Genomic DNA, 15456 nt, shown 5'->3' with positions numbered 1-15456 from the left:
CTAAGGCTGATTTTTGCAGTCTAGCGCACCAAAGGGTTCGGTTTTAAGCTTTGTCCATCGCGTCAAACCACAGATTTCGGAGGCAGCATGAAAAACATCATCGGCATCTACACCAGCCCACGGACCCATTGGGTCGGCGACGGTTTTCCGGTTCGTACGCTGTTTTCCTACGACAACCTGGGCAAACACATCAGCCCGTTTTTGCTGCTGGATCACGCCGGCCCTGCTGAATTCACCCCGACCACCGAGCGTCGTGGCGTTGGTCAGCATCCGCACCGCGGTTTCGAAACCGTGACTATCGTTTATAAGGGCGAACTGGAGCACCGCGACTCCACCGGCAGCGGCGGCAAGATCGGCCCGGGCGATGTGCAATGGATGACCGCCGCCTCGGGGATTCTCCACGAAGAGTTCCACTCCGAAGGCTTCGCCAAAACCGGCGGCACCCTGGAAATGGTCCAGCTGTGGGTCAACCTGCCGGCCAAAGACAAAATGGCCGACGCCGGTTACCAGACGATTCTCGACGGCGACATTCCGAGCATCCCGCTCAAGGACGAGGCCGGCAGCCTGCGCTTGATCGCCGGCGAATTCGACGGCCACACCGGCCCGGCGCGGACATTCACCCCGGTCGATGTCTGGGACTTGCGCCTCAACGGCGGCAAGTTGCTGACCCTCGATCTGCATGAAGGTCGCAACACCGCACTGGTGGTGCTGCGTGGCACGGTTCAGGTCAACGGCCTGGAACTGGTGCGCGAAGGGCAGTTGGCGTTGTTCGAACGCAATGGCCATCAGATCAGTCTGGAAGCCAATAACGACGCAGTCGTGTTGCTGCTCAGCGGCGAGCCGATCGACGAACCCATCGTCGGCCACGGCCCGTTCGTGATGAACAGCGAGCAAGAGATTCACCAGGCCTTTGCTGACTTCCAGTCCGGTCGGTTCGGCCGGATGCACGGTTAACCCTACAGGTTCAACAACCCGCTCTACACAGGATGCGTAGGCCGGTTCCGGGGCCAGGGATGGCTGTTGCCTGAAATAAAGAGGAGACGCACATGAGTACCGTCAACGCGGCCAACTTCAATGGCCAAAAACCGACCATCGATCCCAACGACAGCGCGATGCTGTTGATCGACCACCAGAGCGGATTGTTCCAGATCGTCAAGGACATGGACGTACCGCAACTGCGCGCCAACGCCATTGCCCTGGCCAAAGCCGCGACACTGCTGAAGATGCCGGTGATCACCACCGCTTCCGTACCGCAAGGACCGAACGGACCGTTGATTCCGGAAATCCACGAAGCCGCGCCGCATGCTCAATACGTGGCGCGCAAAGGTGAAATCAACGCCTGGGACAATGCCGAGTTTCACGCGGCAGTCAAAGCCACCGGCAAGAAAACCCTGGTGATCGCCGGCACCCTGACCAGCGTATGCCTGGCGTTCCCGTCCATTGCGGCGGTGCATGAAGGCTACAAAGTGTTTGCCGTGGTCGATGCTTCCGGCAACCACTCGAAACTGGCCACTGATCTGACGATTGCCCGTTTGGCACAAGCCGGGGTGGTGCCGATCGACATCATGGCTACGCTCTCTGAGCTGCAAGGCTCGTGGAACCGTCCGGATGCCGAGCAGTGGGCGGCTGTCTACGCCCAGGCCATGCCGCATTATCAATTGCTGATCGAGAGTTACCTCAAGGCCCAGCAAGTGGCGAACGAACACGAAGTGCTGGATTCCCAGCGCTAACCGAGTACCCCACGCCGATTTCCACTCGGCATCGATAACACGCGAGGACTACTGAAATGACTACTTCTTACAAACGTCTCGACAAGGATAACGCCGCCGTTCTGTTGGTGGATCATCAGGCGGGCCTGCTGTCTCTGGTGCGGGACATCGAACCGGACCGTTTCAAGAACAACGTGCTGGCCCTGGCCGACCTGGCCAAGTACTTCAAATTGCCGACCATCCTCACCACCAGTTTCGAAACCGGCCCCAACGGCCCGCTGGTGCCCGAGCTCAAAGCGCTGTTTCCGGATGCGCCTTACATTGCCCGTCCTGGCCAGATCAATGCCTGGGACAACGAAGACTTCGTCAAGGCGATCAAGGCCACCGGCAAGAAGCAACTGATCATCGCCGGCGTGGTGACCGAGGTGTGCGTGGCATTCCCGGCGCTGTCGGCACTGGCGGAAGGTTTTGACGTGTTTGTGGTGACGGACGCTTCCGGCACGTTCAACGAGCTGACCCGCCAATCGGCCTGGGACCGCATGTCGTCTTCCGGCGCGCAATTGATGACCTGGTTCGGCCTGGCCTGCGAGCTGCATCGCGACTGGCGCAACGACGTGGAAGGCCTGGCGACCCTGTTCTCCAACCACATCCCGGACTACCGCAACCTGATGACCAGCTACAACACGCTGACCAATAGCAAATAATCACTGACACACATCACCCCTGTAGGAGCCGGCTTGCTGGCGATGGCGGTAGAGCAGTCAACAATTGAGTGACTGTGAGACCACCATCGCCGGCAAGCCGGCTCCTACAGTGTTTTGTGTTGTTCCAACGACTGCGTTTGCTCCTACACTGTGCCCATCCGTACATGGCTGGAGTTGCTTGATGCTGTCACTGCTTACCAATCACCCGCTGGTCTGTGCCCTGATCCTGATCATCATCGATCTGGGGCTGTGGCGCTTGATCAGTGCCAGTGGCAGCAACTGGAAACTGTTGGTGCGGCTGCTGATTTTCACGTTGTTCAGCATCCTGTTGTTCAACGAAGGCCTGAACCCTCTGGAGCCCGCGCCCTGGGCGGACAACGTGCCGTTGCACCTGGCGGCGACCGGCTTGCAGATTGGCTGGTGGCTGTTCGGCGCGCGCACCCTGACGGTGTTGATCGGCGCAGGGATGATGCAACGGGTCGGGCACACCGGTCGCCTGCTCCAGGATTTGCTCGGCGCGGTGATTTTCCTGATCGCGATCATCGCGGCCCTGGCGTACGTGCTCGACCTGCCGGTCAAAGGCGTGCTGGCGACGTCCGGCGCGTTGGCGATCATCGTCGGCCTGGCGTTGCAAAGCACCCTCAGCGACGTGTTCTCGGGGATCGTCCTCAACACCACCAAACCCTATCAACTGGATGACTGGATCTCCATCGACGGCACCGAAGGTAGGGTCACCGACATCGATTGGCGCGCCACGCGCCTGCAAACGTCCCAGGGCAGCATGGCGGTGATCCCCAACTCGCTGGCCGCCAAGGCCAAGATCATCAACTTCAGCCGGCCGAGCGACATTTTCGGCGTGTCGATCAGCTTGCAGTTGAGCCCGCACGCACGTCCGCAAACGGTGATCGATGCGCTGGAGCGGGCGATGGAGGGGTGCCGATACCTGCTGGCCAAGCCGGCGCCGTGTGTCGCGCTCAAAGGTTCGAGCGCCACCGGCGTGGAATACGAAATCAGCGGCTTCGTGGTCTCGATGGACCAGAAGCGCATGGTGCGCAATCTGCTGTTCGATCTGGCGTTCCGGCACTTGCAGGCATCCGGCGTGAGCCTGTTGTCCAGCGTCGAATCGAATGCACCGGTGAACCTGTCGCGGCCACGGGCGTTGCTGGAAAGCTCGGCGATTTTTTCGACTTTGCGTCAGGAAGAAAAAGAAACCTTCAGCCAGCACATGACCCTGCAAAACTTCCGCGCCGGGGAAATGATCCTGCCGGCGGGGGAGGTCAGCGATCATCTGTTCATCATCGAATCCGGCGTGGTCTCGGTGGCGCTGAGCCGCGCAGGGGGCAAGTTCGAGTCCGGGCGCATGGGGCCGGGCGAGGTGATCGGCGAGGGCGGGATCTTGTCGGACACGGCGCTGCCGGCGGACTTCAGCGCCAAGACCGCTTGCAGCCTGTACCGGATCGAAAAGGACTACCTCAAACCGTGCCTGGATGCGCGGCATGACATCGGCGAAGCGATGAAGGCGTTGCTGGATTTCCGTTTGCACAAGGCACAGACGTTGACCCAGGAAACGCCGAAGGTGGTGGAGAAGAAGGGGTTTTTGCAGTGGTTGCGCAGTCGGGCGTAAGGGTTGTGTTGAATGGCCGCTGCGCGGTTCGCGGGCAAGCCTCGCTCCTACAGGTACGACTCAATCCCCTGTAGGAGCGAGCGGTGCGGCGACCCGACTTGCCCGCGAAGGCAATATTGACCTCACCACAAAAAATCAGAAATCCAGCGTCGCCGAAACCTTCAGTGTCCGCGGCGTCCCCTGCGTCAGGTACCCGCCATTCGCCGAGGCCCAATAGGCCTTGTTCGCCACGTTCTCCAGATTGGCGCGCAAGGTGATTTGCTTCTCATCCATCTTGAAGGCATACCGCGACCCCACATCAAAGCGGTTCCACGCCGGAATGCTCTGGGTGTTGGCGGCGTTCAGGTATTGCCCGCCGGTGCGCAGCATCCGCGCACTGAGCGCCGCGCCTTCAATCCCCGGCACGTCCCAATCCGCCCCGACGTTGAGTTGAAAACGCGGTACGCCGACGGCGCGGTTGCCGTCGTTGACCCCGTTGGTGCTGCCTTCGATTTCAGTCTTCATCAGCGTCGCGCCGCTCAGCAGGCGCAGGCCATCAAGCGGCTCGCCATAGACGTTCAACTCCACGCCTTTGTTTTGCTGCTCGCCATCGACCCGGAAGATCCCGTCCTGGGTGTAGCTCGACGGCTGTTCGATGCGGTACACGCCGAGGCTCGCGCCATAGGTGTCCATGTCCAGGCGCACGCCGGCTTCGATTTGCTTGCTGCGCACCGGGGCGAAGGTCTCGTCGCGGTTGATCGCGCTGGTCGGCGGCGTCGGGCCCTTGGCCAGGCCTTCGATGCGGTTGGCGTAGAACGAAACGTGTTCCCATGGCTTGATCACCAGGCCATAGACCGGCGTGGTGATCGACTCTTCGTAGCTTGAGGTGCGTGCGCCGGTGGTGGTGTTCCAGCCATCGACGTTGAGCGTCTGGCGCCGTACGCCGAGGGTGAGCAGGACGCGATCATCGATGAAACCCAGGGTGTCGGACACCGCCGCGCTGCGCAGGGTGTTCTTGCCGACGATGCGTGGGTCGTGAATGTCGCTGGCAAACGATGTGGGGCTTGGGCGCGGTTTGTCCGTGACGTCGTAGAGGTTGGTGCTGTAGCGCGTGGCGGCGCCTATGGTTTCGAACGCCGAGCGTTGCTGGCCCCAGATACCCGCGAGGCCCAGGTTCAATTGGTGACTGATCGGCCCGGTGTTCAAGTGGCCGTTGAGGCCGGTCATCAGGCTTTTGTTGTCCTCGTCGTGAGGCGAGTAAAGCATGCCACCCCGGGCATTGCCGTTGAGGTCGGTGACGGTCAGCGACGAATACACGCCGTTTTCCCGGGTGTGTTTGGCGCCGCCGGACACGTAGGCGGTCCAGTTGTCACTGAGGTCGTACTCGGCGCGGGCCATGCCGAAGGTGTCTTCCAGTTGCGAGTAGCTCCAGCTCTGTGCGTAACCGGCGTTGGCATCCGGCACCTTGGGCGCTTTGCTCAAGGTCGAATCGACATAGATCACCGAGCGGCCCTGATTGATCACCTGTTTCTGATAGCCCAGGTCCGTCGACACCCGCAGGCGATCACCTCGGTAGTCCAGGCCGACGCTGATCAGCGACGAGCGACGGTCTTCGTCATCGACGGCGGTGGCGCCTTCGCGTTGCAGCAGATTGACCCGCGCGCCGAATCGGTTGTCTTCGCCAAAGCGCTGGCCCAGGTCCAGATGCCCGCCGACCCGGCCATCGTCGCTGTAATCGAGGGTGACGCTGCGGGTCGGCACATCGTTGGCGCGTTTGGGTTGCAGGTTGACGCCACCGCCAATCCCGCTGCCGCTGGGCGTAACACCATTCACAAAAGCGTTCGGTCCCTTGAACAACTCGACCCGTTCCAGCGCTTCGGTGGCGATGATCTGCCGGGGCAGGATGCCGTAAAGACCGTTATAGGAAATGTCATCGGACAGCAGCGGCAAACCGCGGATCACGAACACCTGGGAGAAGTTGCCAAAGCCGGCGGACTGCCGAACCGAAGCGTCGTTGAGCAACACATCGCCCACGGTCTGCGCTTGCTGGTCGGCGATGGTTTTGGCGGTGTAGCTGGTGACGCTGAAGGGCAGGTCTTTCAAGGCCTGGTTACCGAGCATGCCGATCTGCGCAACCTTGGCGACCTGACCGCCACCGTAGGTGTCCGCGTTGTCGTCGCGCAGGGCGCTGACGCTGGTGGCGCCCAGCTCCAGCGCACCGTTGGCAGCGACTCGCGGCGCCACGGTGTAACCGTTTCCGCCCGTGCTGATCAACTCGAAACCGCTGCCCTCAAGCAATTGCGCGAAGCCTGACTGCACGCTGTAGTTGCCTTGCAATCCCGGGCTCTGGCGATTGCCCAGTTGCGCCGGATCGAACGACAACGGCACGCCGACCGCCACGGCGAATTGCGCCAGGGTATGACTGAGCAAGCCCGGCCCGATATCGACGTTGCGGCTGGTACTTTCGCTGACGGTGTCAGCGGCATGGCTGTTGATCGGCAGCATCGCGGTAAAGGCCAGGGCAATGCTCAGGCTCAGGGCCTTGAGCGGGAAATCGGCGGGGCGGTGCAGCGGTGTTGAAGTCATTCGGCGTTCCTGTCGAGCGCGTGGAATTGAAGAGGTCTATCCACACACCGAACGAAACGCGGAAAGGTATCAGGGGACTGTGAAATAGTTTTTCAGCGCACTCAGGCCCGGGGCTCGACCGACAGCCAGTAGCGGGTCAGGCTGCTGATTTTCAGCGGCAACGTATCGCTGAGCAGACGCAGGCTGGCATCGGTGTCACGCAAGGAAAACGCCCCCGACACCCGCAACCCCGCGACATCCGCATGACAACGCAACACGCCGGGGCGATAGCGGCTCAATTCGCCGAGCAATTCGTCCAGGCGCATATTGCTCGCCAGCAACATGCCCTTGTCCCAGGCCAGGGCGCTGGTGTCGAAAGGTTCGAGCGGGTCGAGGCGATTGAGCTTGAAGCTCTGACGCTCACCGGCCTTGAGCGTCGTGCTCTGCTGGAGCAACTGCGGCGTGACTTCCACCAGCCCTTCGAGCACCGACACCTGGCTTCTCGAGCCAGTGATGCGCACGCAAAACCGCGTACCCAGCGCACGGGCGATGCCTTGCGGGGTTTCGACGATAAAGGGCCGGGCGCCGGGATCCTTGGCGGTGCTGATCAACACTTCGCCATCCAGCAGCACCACTCGGCGTTCACGCGGGGTAAAGGCAATGTCCACCGCACTTTCGGTGTTGAGCAGCACCTGACTGCCATCGGGCAGTTGCAGGTTTTTCTGTTCGCCCACTGCCGTGCGCTGATCGGCGGTCCATTGTTGCCAGGACGCGTGTTGCGAGGCGATGCCCAAGGGGCCGGCCATCAGCAGCAAGCCAATACGCGTGAGGGTCTGGCGGCGGCTCAGACCATCCTTGCGTGCCGCTCGCTGGAGGGTCTGGATGGCCAGGTTGGCCGGCACACTGCGAAATTCTCCGAGCAGCGCTTCGGCCCGTTGCCAGGCCAGCGCATGTTCGGCACTGCGATTGCGCCATTGGGCAATGGCGTGATGGTCGGACGGCGTCGCGCTGCCTGAATGCAACTGCACCAGCCAGTCGGCGGCTTCGCCGAGAATGTGCGGGTTGATCATCGACGAATTCATCAGGCGACACTCAGGCAGGTAATGAACGCAGTGCGCATGTGCCGTTTGACGGTGATCAGCGACACATTCAGGCGTGCGGCGATCTGGTGGTAGGTCAGCCCTTCGATCTGTGACAGCAGAAAGGTTTCGCGAGTGATGGCCGGCAATTCGCGCAGCAGCGCTTCGATGCGCATCAGGGTTTCGAGAATCAGCAGGCGGGTTTCCGGTGATGGCACCTCTGTGGCTGGCAGGTGGGCAATGGTCTCCAGATAAGCGCGTTCGATGTCCTGTCGACGCCAGCGATCAATCACCAGGCCCTTGGCGATGTGCGTCAGCAGTGCCCGGGGCTCGCTGCCCCAGGGCTTGACGACTTGCCGGGTCAGCAAACGCAGGAACGTATCGTGGGCCAGGTCCGCCGCGTCGCAGCGATTACCGAGTTTTCGCTGCAGCCATCCCTGAAGCCAACCGTGGTGTTCGCTGTAGAGGGTATGGATTTGCTGGTTCAAAGGCTGGTCGGCTGACGACATGGGGGGCTGATACTCTTTTCCGGCGTCCTGGCCTGATGCAATTAAGAATTGATCGCATTCTAGTGGCGAGGACCGAGTGCTGGCAATCCGCCCGACAGACTATTTTTCGCCCCCCTGTAGGAGCCGGCTTGCTGGCGATAGCATCACCTCACTCATCAATTTGCTCCGAGTTGCCCGCATCGCCAGCAAGCCGGCTCCTACAAGGGCGGCGGCGGTCTACTCGACTTCTGAGAAATTGGATATTCCAGCAGCCGGCCTGCAGGACTAACTTAGCTCCACCCCCACTTGCTCCCGGAGCCTGCCATGAAACCCCGTATCGATTTCTACACCGCGTCCCCTGATGCCCTCAAAGCCATGATCGCCCTGGAAACCGCCGTTTCGAAGCTGCCTCTGGAAAAGACCCTGATCGAACTGGTCAAGTTGCGTGCTTCGCAAATCAATGGCTGCGCCTTCTGCATCGACATGCACACCGCCGATGCGATCAAGGGCGGCGAAACCCCGCGTCGCCTGTTCGCCGTGACCGCCTGGCGCGAGGCCCCGTTCTTCACCGAGCGCGAACGTGCTGCGTTGCTCTGGACCGAGTCCCTGACCCAACTGAGCCTGACCCACGCTCCGGACGAAGACTACGAAGTGGTCGCTGCGCAGTTCAGCCCCAAGGAAATGGTCGACCTGACCGTGGCGATTTCCACCATCAATAGCTGGAACCGTCTGGCCGTAGGCTTCCGTAAAACGCCTCAGGCCTGATCAGTGAGCGTCCGCTGAAGGCGCGGCCGGTGGTTGCACCTTGCGCATCAAGGGCACCATCGCCGTGGCGATGATGAAGCAGACCATGATCATCAGAAACGCATCGCCGTAGGTTTGCGTCTGCGCTTCGCGGTAGGTCAGCAGCCATAACTGGTGCAGGCTGGCGGTGACACCCGCGTCACCGCTTTGGCCGAGCGTGGCGAATTTGTTGCCGACCTGGGAAAGCCATTGATTCAGGGCTTCGTTGGTGCTGTTGAGGTTTTCCGCCAATCGTGTGAAGTGCAGGTTGGTGCGGTCATTAAGGATCGTCGCGCAGGCGGCGATGCCAATGGCTCCGCCCAGGTTGCGCATCAGGTTGAACAGCCCGGAAGCGTGTTTGAGTCGGGCCGGTGCCAAGCCGCCGAGGGTCAAGGTGACCGCTGGCGGCACCGCCAGTTGCTGGGCAATTCCGCGCAGCGCTTGCGGCAGCATCAATTCCTTGCCTCCCCAGTCATGGGTGATCGGGCTGAAATCCCACATCGACAAAGCGAATAACCCAAGGCCGGTCATCATGACCCAGCGCAGATCGATGCGGTTGGCCAGAAAGGCGTACAGCGGAATCGCCATGATCTGGAACACCCCGGTGGAGAAAACCGCCAGACCAATGTCCAGCGCGCCATAACCCCGCACCCGACCGAGAAACAGCGGCGTCAGGTAAATCGTGGCAAACAGGCCGATCCCGGTGACAAACGAGAAGAAGCAGCCGAGGGCGAAGTTGCGGTCTTTGAGGGCGCGCAAATCGACGATCGGGTTGGCCACGTGCAAGGTCCGGCCGATGAACGCCAGGCCAGCCAGGCCGCTGATCCATGCGGTGGTCAGAATCGTGCGGTCACTGAACCAGTTCCAGCGCGGGCCTTCTTCGAGGGTGTATTCCAGGCAGCCGAGAAACAGTGCCAGAAACACCATGCTCAAATAGTCGGCGCCCTTGAGCAGCGACAGTTCCGGCTGATCGATCTTCACCAGCATCGGCACCGCCACCGCAACAAAAATCCCCGGCACCAGGTTGATGTAGAACAGCCAGTGCCAGGAGGAAACGTCGGTGATCCAGCCACCAATCACCGGTCCCAGTGTCGGTGCCAAGGACGCCACCGCGCCGATGGTCGCGGCGGCGATCACCCGTTGTTTGCCGGTGAAGAAAAAGAACGCCGTGGTGAACACCAGCGGGATCATCGAACCGCCAAGAAACCCTTGCAGGGCGCGGAAGGCGATCATGCTCTGAATGTTCCAGGCCGCGCCGCAGAGCAGGCTGGCCAGGGTGAAACCCACCGCGGATGCGCAGAACAGCCAGCGGGTCGAGAACACGCGGGAGAGCCAGCCGGACAGCGGAATCACGATGATTTCGGCGATCAGGTAGCTGGTTTGCACCCACGCCGTTTCGTCAGTGCCCGCCGACAACCCGCCGCCGATATCGCGCAATGAAGCCGAGACGATCTGGATATCCAGCAGGGCAATGAACATGCCGATGCACATGGTGGCGAAGGCGAACACCTTGGTCGCCGTTGCCATGCTGGCGGCGTTGAACGGCTGCGCGGGGGCGGCGAGGGCGCGGCTCATGGCGCGCTGGCCACGGCAGGCGTTTCAGGCTCCTTGCGTGTGTCGACTTCAGCGGTCACCGACAGGCCCGGACGCAGATGCCCAAGCACGCCGTCGGCAGGATCGAGCACGATCCGCACTGGCACTCGCTGCACGATTTTGGTGAAGTTGCCGGTGGCGTTTTCCGGTGGCAACACGCTGAACTGCGAACCGCTGGCTGGCGCGAGGCTGTCGAGGTGCCCGTGGAATACCTGCCCCGAGAGCACGTCGGCGTGAATGATCACTGGTTGGCCCGGTGTCATGTGCGCCAGTTGGTCTTCCTTGAAGTTGGCATCGACCCACAGCCCGCTGGCCGGCACCACCGACAACTGCTGCGAACCGGCCTGCGCATACGCACCGACACGCGCCCGGCGATTGCCGATCACGCCATCCATCGGTGCGCGCAACTCGGTGTAACCGACGTTCAATTGCGCCAGGTCTCGTTCGGCCTTGGCCTGCATCAGCGCGGCACGTGCTTGCTGTTTCTGAGTGTCGATCACGTTCAATTGGCGTTGCGCCGCCAGCAGTTCAGCCTGGGCCCGAGCACTCAGCGCCTGGGCGGTCTTGAAGGTGGCGTCGGCCCGTTGCGCACTTTCCACGGAGACAGCGTTGCTGCCGACCAGGCGTTTGTAGCGTGCATTGTCGTCCCGCGAGCGGGCGGTTTCAGCGCCGGTGGCGTCGATCCCCGCACGGGCCTGACCGATCACTGCGTGTTGCAGTTGTTCGGTGGCGTCGAGGTTGGCCAGCAAGGCTTCTTGCGCAGCCACCGCGCCTTCGGCCTTGGCCAGGTTGGCGCGGTAGTCACGGGAATCGAGGCGGATAAGCACATCGCCGGCCTTCACTTTCTGGTTGTCGCTGACCATCACCTCTTCGATGTAACCCGCGACCTTCGGCCCGATCACCGTCACGTCGCCGCCAATGTAGGCGTCGTCGGTTTCTTCGATGAAACGCCCGGCGGTCCACCAATGGGTGGCGTAAAGGCCTGCACATACCAGGGCGGCAATGGCCAGCGTCAGCAGGATCAGGCGCTTGAGCAGGGGAGGCTTGGGTGTGCTCACCGCAACGGCAACGTCGGGTTCAAGGCTGGGCATGCTGGTCATGGAGGATTACCTGTGGGAATCGGCGTTTAATTACGTACGTAATATGACGTATGTAATATTTGGTCGCAATTAATTTCTGCTGCCGATCGTCAGGTGCTTATTTTCGCCAGTGGCCAGGGGTGATGCCGGTCATGTCCTTGAAGAAGGCAATAAACGCACAGTCACTTGCAAAAACCAGTGCGAAGGCGTTGTAACAGGAACTCGCAGAAAGCCCCTTGTAGGAACCGGCTTGCCGGCGATGGGGCCTTGGGATGTGCATCGATCATGCGGCCGTCATCGCCAGCAAGCCGGCTCCTACAGTGGATCGGTGTGAACGTTGAAACTGGCGTTCACACAAACCCCTTGTAGGAGCCGGCTTGCTGGCGATGGGGCCTTTGGATTGGCATCGATCATGCGGACGCCATCGCCAGCAAGCCAGCGTCTACAGGCCTGCGTTAACCCTCGCGTTTGACGACCAGCGTGAGGATGTCGTAACTGGCGACCAGTTCACCCAGCTGGTTGGTGACTTCCACGTCCCATGCCACCACGCCCTGTGGAATGCCTTGCGGGCTCTTTTTGCCCTGATCGATTTTGCGTTTGCAGGTCAGGCGCGCCTGGATGGTGTCGCCGATGCCCACCGGGTTGATGAAGCGCAACGTATCCAGGCCGTAGTTGGCCAGCACCGGGCCTGGCGCCGGGGAGACGAACAGACCGGCCGCCGCCGACAGCACGAAGTAACCGTGGGCGATGCGTTTGCCGAATTGCGATTCCTTGGCGGCGATCTCGTCGAAGTGCATGTAGAAGTGATCGCCGGACAGGCAACCGAAGTTCACCAGATCGGCCTCGGTCACGGTGCGACGGTGGGTCAGCAGCGATTCGCCGATCTGCAGGTCCTGGAAGAACCGGCGGAACGGATGCACCTCGGTCTCGATGACCTTGGCGCCACGCACGTATTCACCGGTGACGGCGGCGAGCATGGTCGGCGAGCCTTGCACGGCGGCGCGTTGCAGGTAGTGTTTCACTGCGCGCAGACCACCGAGCTCTTCACCGCCACCGGCACGACCCGGCCCGCCATGCTTGAGTTGTGGCAGGGGCGAGCCGTGGCCGGTGGATTCTGCGGCGGATTCGCGGTCCAGCACCAGCAAGCGACCGTGCCAGGCCGCCGCGACAGGAATGGCTTTGGCGGCGATCTGCGGGTCCTTGGTGATCAGACTCGCCACCAGGCTGCCTTTGCCGCGCGCGGCCAGGGCCAGTGCTTCGTCGAGGTCGTCGTAGGCCATCAGCGTGCTGACCGGGCCGAACGCTTCGATGTCGTGCGCGCCGCCTTCAGCGTGCGGGTCGCGGGCCTGCAACAGGGTCGGCGCGAAGAACGCACCCTGGCTGACGTTTTCGCCACGCGGCTCAAAACCGTCGCGAGCGCCAAACAGCAGGTCGCTGCTTTGCAGCAGGCTTTCCAGGCGCTCGGCGACGTCTTTTTGCTGATCGTGAGAGGCCAGTGCACCCATGCGCACGCCTTCCACCGACGGGTCGCCGACCACGACTTTCTTCAGACGGTCGCGCAAACGGGTCGCGACGGCATCGATGTGTTTGGCCGGCACGATGGCGCGGCGGATGGCGGTGCATTTCTGCCCGGCCTTGGTGGTCATTTCCCGTGCGACTTCCTTGATGAACAGCTCGAACTCTTCGTCGTCCGGGGTCACGTCCGGGGCGAGGATCGCGCAGTTCAGCGAGTCGGCTTCGGCGTTGAACGGCACCGAGTTGCGGATCAGGTTCGGATTGACGCGCAGCTTGGCTGCGGTGTCGGCGGAACCGGTGAACGTCACCACGTCCTGGCCTTGCAGGCGGTCGAGCAAGTCACCGGTGCTGCCGATGATCAGTTGCAGGCTGCCCGCCGGTAGCAAGCCGGATTCGTCCATCAGCCGCACCACGGCTTCGGTCAGGTAGCTGGTGGCGCTGGCCGGTTTGACGATGCACGGCATGCCGGCGAGAAAGCTCGGCGCGAATTTTTCCAGCATGCCCCAGATCGGGAAGTTGAACGCATTGATGTGCACCGCAAGACCACCGCGCGGCACCAGAATGTGCGTGCCGGCGAAGGTGCCGAGCTTGCTCAGCTGCATCGCCGGGCCTTCGTGGACGATGTTGCCCGACGGCAGTTCCCGCGAGCCGAGGCTGGCGTAGGTGAACAGCGTGCTGTTGCCGCCCTCGATATCGATCCAGCTGTCGGCACGGGTGGCGCCGCTGTGGTGGGAGATCGCGTAAAGCTGTTCCTTGCGTTCGCTCAGGTACAAGGCCAGTGCCTTGAGGCGTTGCGCCCGTTGCTGGAAGTCCAGCGCCATCAAGCCGCTGATGCCTTGGCGACGACCGTGCTCGACGGCTTCGGCGAAGTCCGGGCGTTCCTCGTGGGTGCGTGCAATCTCGTGGCCGTCGATGGCGCTGCGCAGCACCTGGGCACCGTGTTGGCCGATCCAGCGACCGGCGATGAAACTTTGCAGGGTAGGGGCGTGAGACATCACGATTCCTCCAGGTTGTGAAAGGTGTTGGCGCGGCGGTAACCGCGCCCTTCAGGGATTACCAAAGCGCCACGGTGTAACCGACGATCAGCCGGTTTTCATCGAGGGCGGTGTTCAGGCCATTGCCGGAGCGGAAGGTCACGTTGCGCCAGCGCAGGCTGACGTCCTTGAACACGCCGCTCTGGATGACGTAACTGATGTCGGTGTCGCGCTCGCGCTCACGGCCGTTGTCGACGGTGCCGGCCTTGACGTGGCGCCCGTCGGTGTAGCGGGTCATGAAGGTCAGGCCGGGAATGCCTTGCGCCGCGAAGTCGTAGTCGTAACGCAACTGCCAGGAGTCCTCGTCGGCCCGGGTGTAGGTGTTGAAGGTCACCAGGTTGACCACGTACGGATCGCCGCCGTTGAGGAACGGAAAGGCACTGTCGCCGGACAATTGCTGGTACGTGGCGCTGACCTTGTGGGCACCGTGGGACACGGTGAACATGCTGTTGAAGTTGCGGTTGTCGATGCGCCCGGCGCGTTCGGCGCCGTCGCCCCGGCTGTCGAAATAGCGCAAGTCGCTGCGCAGATTGAAACCGTTGCCCAGCGGCTGGGTATGCACCAACCCGACAAATTGCTGGCGATAAATCTGATCGAGCTTGCCGTAGTAATAACTCAGGTTCAGTTGCGGACTGAACGCGTAGCTGCCACCGGCAAAGTCGAAGTGATCACTGCTGGCGGCGGCGTAACCGATGTCATCGTTGCTGGAGGAATCCCGCAGGTTGGCCTTGGTCAGGCGCCCGGTATTCAGCGTCAGGCCACTGATTTCCTGGCTGGTCAGCAAGCCGCCCTCAAAGGTAGAACCGAGCAGGCGGGTGTCGTTGTAAGTCGCCACCGGCAGCAGGGGTTGCAGGGTGCCGAGCTTCAACACGCTTTTCGACACCCGCAGCTTGCCGGTCAGCCCCAGCTCGCTGAACTCGTCCGCCGGCTCATGGCTTTTCGGACCGAAGGGCAGTAGCCCGGTGCCACGGCGATCCGGGCTGGAGTCGAGTTTCAATCCCAGCTCCCCCAACGCATCGAGACCGAAGCCTAAAGTACCGTCGGTGAACCCGGACTCGATGCGCGCGGTGAAACCCTGCGCCCATTCTTCAGCCTTGGATTGCGCCGCGTTGTCCTGACGGAAATCGCGATTGATGTAGTGGTTGCGCATTTCAATACGGGCCTTGCTGTCATCGATGAAGTCAGCCATGGCGCTGGGGGCGACCATGGGCAGACTCAATGCGGCGGCCAGCGAAAACAGTGATTCGTAAGGTGCAGAACGTGCGGGCTTCATTGTTTTTATTCCCTGCCATCAGTCGGTCGTG

General features: G+C 61.9%; 12 protein-coding genes. 5 read left to right on the top strand and 7 right to left on the bottom strand.

The features are described 5' to 3' along the window. The first annotated feature begins 87 nt into the window (after positions 1-87). From K5R88_RS11920 to K5R88_RS11905, 4 genes are all read left to right on the top strand, one after another. The gene (locus K5R88_RS11920) at positions 88-954 is read left to right on the top strand and encodes a pirin family protein (RefSeq protein WP_192417982.1); all 867 of its coding nucleotides are present in this window, start codon (positions 88-90) and stop codon (positions 952-954) included. A gap of 92 nt (positions 955-1046) precedes the next feature. Next, positions 1047-1730 (top strand): isochorismatase family protein, encoded by a 684-nt coding sequence (locus K5R88_RS11915; protein ID WP_008032355.1) that lies wholly within the window; start codon positions 1047-1049, stop codon positions 1728-1730. A gap of 56 nt (positions 1731-1786) precedes the next feature. Beyond that, entirely contained in the window at positions 1787-2413 is a 627-nt protein-coding gene (gene ycaC, locus K5R88_RS11910) for an isochorismate family cysteine hydrolase YcaC (RefSeq protein ID WP_008032356.1), read from the top strand. A gap of 181 nt (positions 2414-2594) precedes the next feature. Continuing rightward, positions 2595-4037, top strand: coding sequence for a mechanosensitive ion channel domain-containing protein (locus K5R88_RS11905; RefSeq protein ID WP_192228888.1), 1443 nt, complete (start codon positions 2595-2597; stop codon positions 4035-4037). A gap of 135 nt (positions 4038-4172) precedes the next feature. On the opposite strand, the gene K5R88_RS11900 is transcribed toward K5R88_RS11905, so the two are convergent. The 3 genes from K5R88_RS11900 to K5R88_RS11890 form a co-directional block, all read right to left on the bottom strand. Then, the gene (locus K5R88_RS11900) at positions 4173-6602 is read right to left on the bottom strand and encodes a TonB-dependent receptor (RefSeq protein ID WP_226300006.1); all 2430 of its coding nucleotides are present in this window, start codon (positions 6600-6602) and stop codon (positions 4173-4175) included. Positions 6603-6703: 101 nt separating this feature from the next. Continuing rightward, positions 6704-7663, bottom strand: coding sequence for a FecR domain-containing protein (locus K5R88_RS11895; protein WP_207286040.1), 960 nt, complete (start codon positions 7661-7663; stop codon positions 6704-6706). Then, complete coding sequence (locus K5R88_RS11890; protein WP_223449785.1) at positions 7663-8169, bottom strand: sigma-70 family RNA polymerase sigma factor; 507 nt, start codon at positions 8167-8169, stop codon at positions 7663-7665. The genes K5R88_RS11895 and K5R88_RS11890 overlap by 1 nt, the downstream gene beginning before the upstream one ends. A gap of 303 nt (positions 8170-8472) precedes the next feature. On the opposite strand from K5R88_RS11890, the gene K5R88_RS11885 reads away from it, so the two are divergent. After that, positions 8473-8913 (top strand): carboxymuconolactone decarboxylase family protein, encoded by a 441-nt coding sequence (locus K5R88_RS11885; RefSeq protein ID WP_008040019.1) that lies wholly within the window; start codon positions 8473-8475, stop codon positions 8911-8913. Here K5R88_RS11885 and K5R88_RS11880 read toward each other — a convergent pair whose 3' ends face one another. The 4 genes from K5R88_RS11880 to K5R88_RS11865 form a co-directional block, all read right to left on the bottom strand. Continuing rightward, a complete protein-coding gene (locus K5R88_RS11880) occupies positions 8914-10506 on the bottom strand; it encodes a DHA2 family efflux MFS transporter permease subunit (RefSeq protein WP_226300005.1) in 1593 nt (530 codons plus the stop codon). Then, on the bottom strand, positions 10503-11624 hold the full coding sequence (locus K5R88_RS11875) for an HlyD family secretion protein (protein ID WP_226300004.1): 1122 nt from the start codon (positions 11622-11624) through the stop codon (positions 10503-10505). The genes K5R88_RS11880 and K5R88_RS11875 overlap by 4 nt, the downstream gene beginning before the upstream one ends. Before the next feature lie 434 nt (positions 11625-12058). Continuing rightward, positions 12059-14113 (bottom strand): phenylacetic acid degradation bifunctional protein PaaZ, encoded by a 2055-nt coding sequence (paaZ, locus tag K5R88_RS11870; protein ID WP_226300003.1) that lies wholly within the window; start codon positions 14111-14113, stop codon positions 12059-12061. Positions 14114-14171: 58 nt separating this feature from the next. After that, positions 14172-15425 carry an OprD family porin gene (locus K5R88_RS11865; protein WP_192228897.1) on the bottom strand — a complete coding sequence of 418 codons (1254 nt, stop codon included), beginning with the start codon at positions 15423-15425 and terminating at the stop codon, positions 14172-14174. Between the last annotated feature and the right edge of the window lie 31 nt (positions 15426-15456).

It is taken from the genome of Pseudomonas sp. MM213, assembly GCF_020423045.1.
GTDB lineage: Bacteria > Pseudomonadota > Gammaproteobacteria > Pseudomonadales > Pseudomonadaceae > Aquipseudomonas > Aquipseudomonas migulae.
This window is presented reverse-complemented; position numbering and strand designations above follow the sequence as displayed.

Coding starts and splice junctions, on each gene's coding strand:
- K5R88_RS11920 (WP_192417982.1), top strand. CDS start 88: ATGAAAAACATCATCGGCATCTACACCAGCCCACGGACCCATTGGGTC.
- K5R88_RS11915 (WP_008032355.1), top strand. CDS start 1,047: ATGAGTACCGTCAACGCGGCCAACTTCAATGGCCAAAAACCGACCATC.
- ycaC (WP_008032356.1), top strand. CDS start 1,787: ATGACTACTTCTTACAAACGTCTCGACAAGGATAACGCCGCCGTTCTG.
- K5R88_RS11905 (WP_192228888.1), top strand. CDS start 2,595: ATGCTGTCACTGCTTACCAATCACCCGCTGGTCTGTGCCCTGATCCTG.
- K5R88_RS11900 (WP_226300006.1), bottom strand. CDS start 6,602: ATGACTTCAACACCGCTGCACCGCCCCGCCGATTTCCCGCTCAAGGCC.
- K5R88_RS11895 (WP_207286040.1), bottom strand. CDS start 7,663: ATGAATTCGTCGATGATCAACCCGCACATTCTCGGCGAAGCCGCCGAC.
- K5R88_RS11890 (WP_223449785.1), bottom strand. CDS start 8,169: ATGTCGTCAGCCGACCAGCCTTTGAACCAGCAAATCCATACCCTCTAC.
- K5R88_RS11885 (WP_008040019.1), top strand. CDS start 8,473: ATGAAACCCCGTATCGATTTCTACACCGCGTCCCCTGATGCCCTCAAA.
- K5R88_RS11880 (WP_226300005.1), bottom strand. CDS start 10,506: ATGAGCCGCGCCCTCGCCGCCCCCGCGCAGCCGTTCAACGCCGCCAGC.
- K5R88_RS11875 (WP_226300004.1), bottom strand. CDS start 11,624: ATGACCAGCATGCCCAGCCTTGAACCCGACGTTGCCGTTGCGGTGAGC.
- paaZ (WP_226300003.1), bottom strand. CDS start 14,113: ATGTCTCACGCCCCTACCCTGCAAAGTTTCATCGCCGGTCGCTGGATC.
- K5R88_RS11865 (WP_192228897.1), bottom strand. CDS start 15,425: ATGAAGCCCGCACGTTCTGCACCTTACGAATCACTGTTTTCGCTGGCC.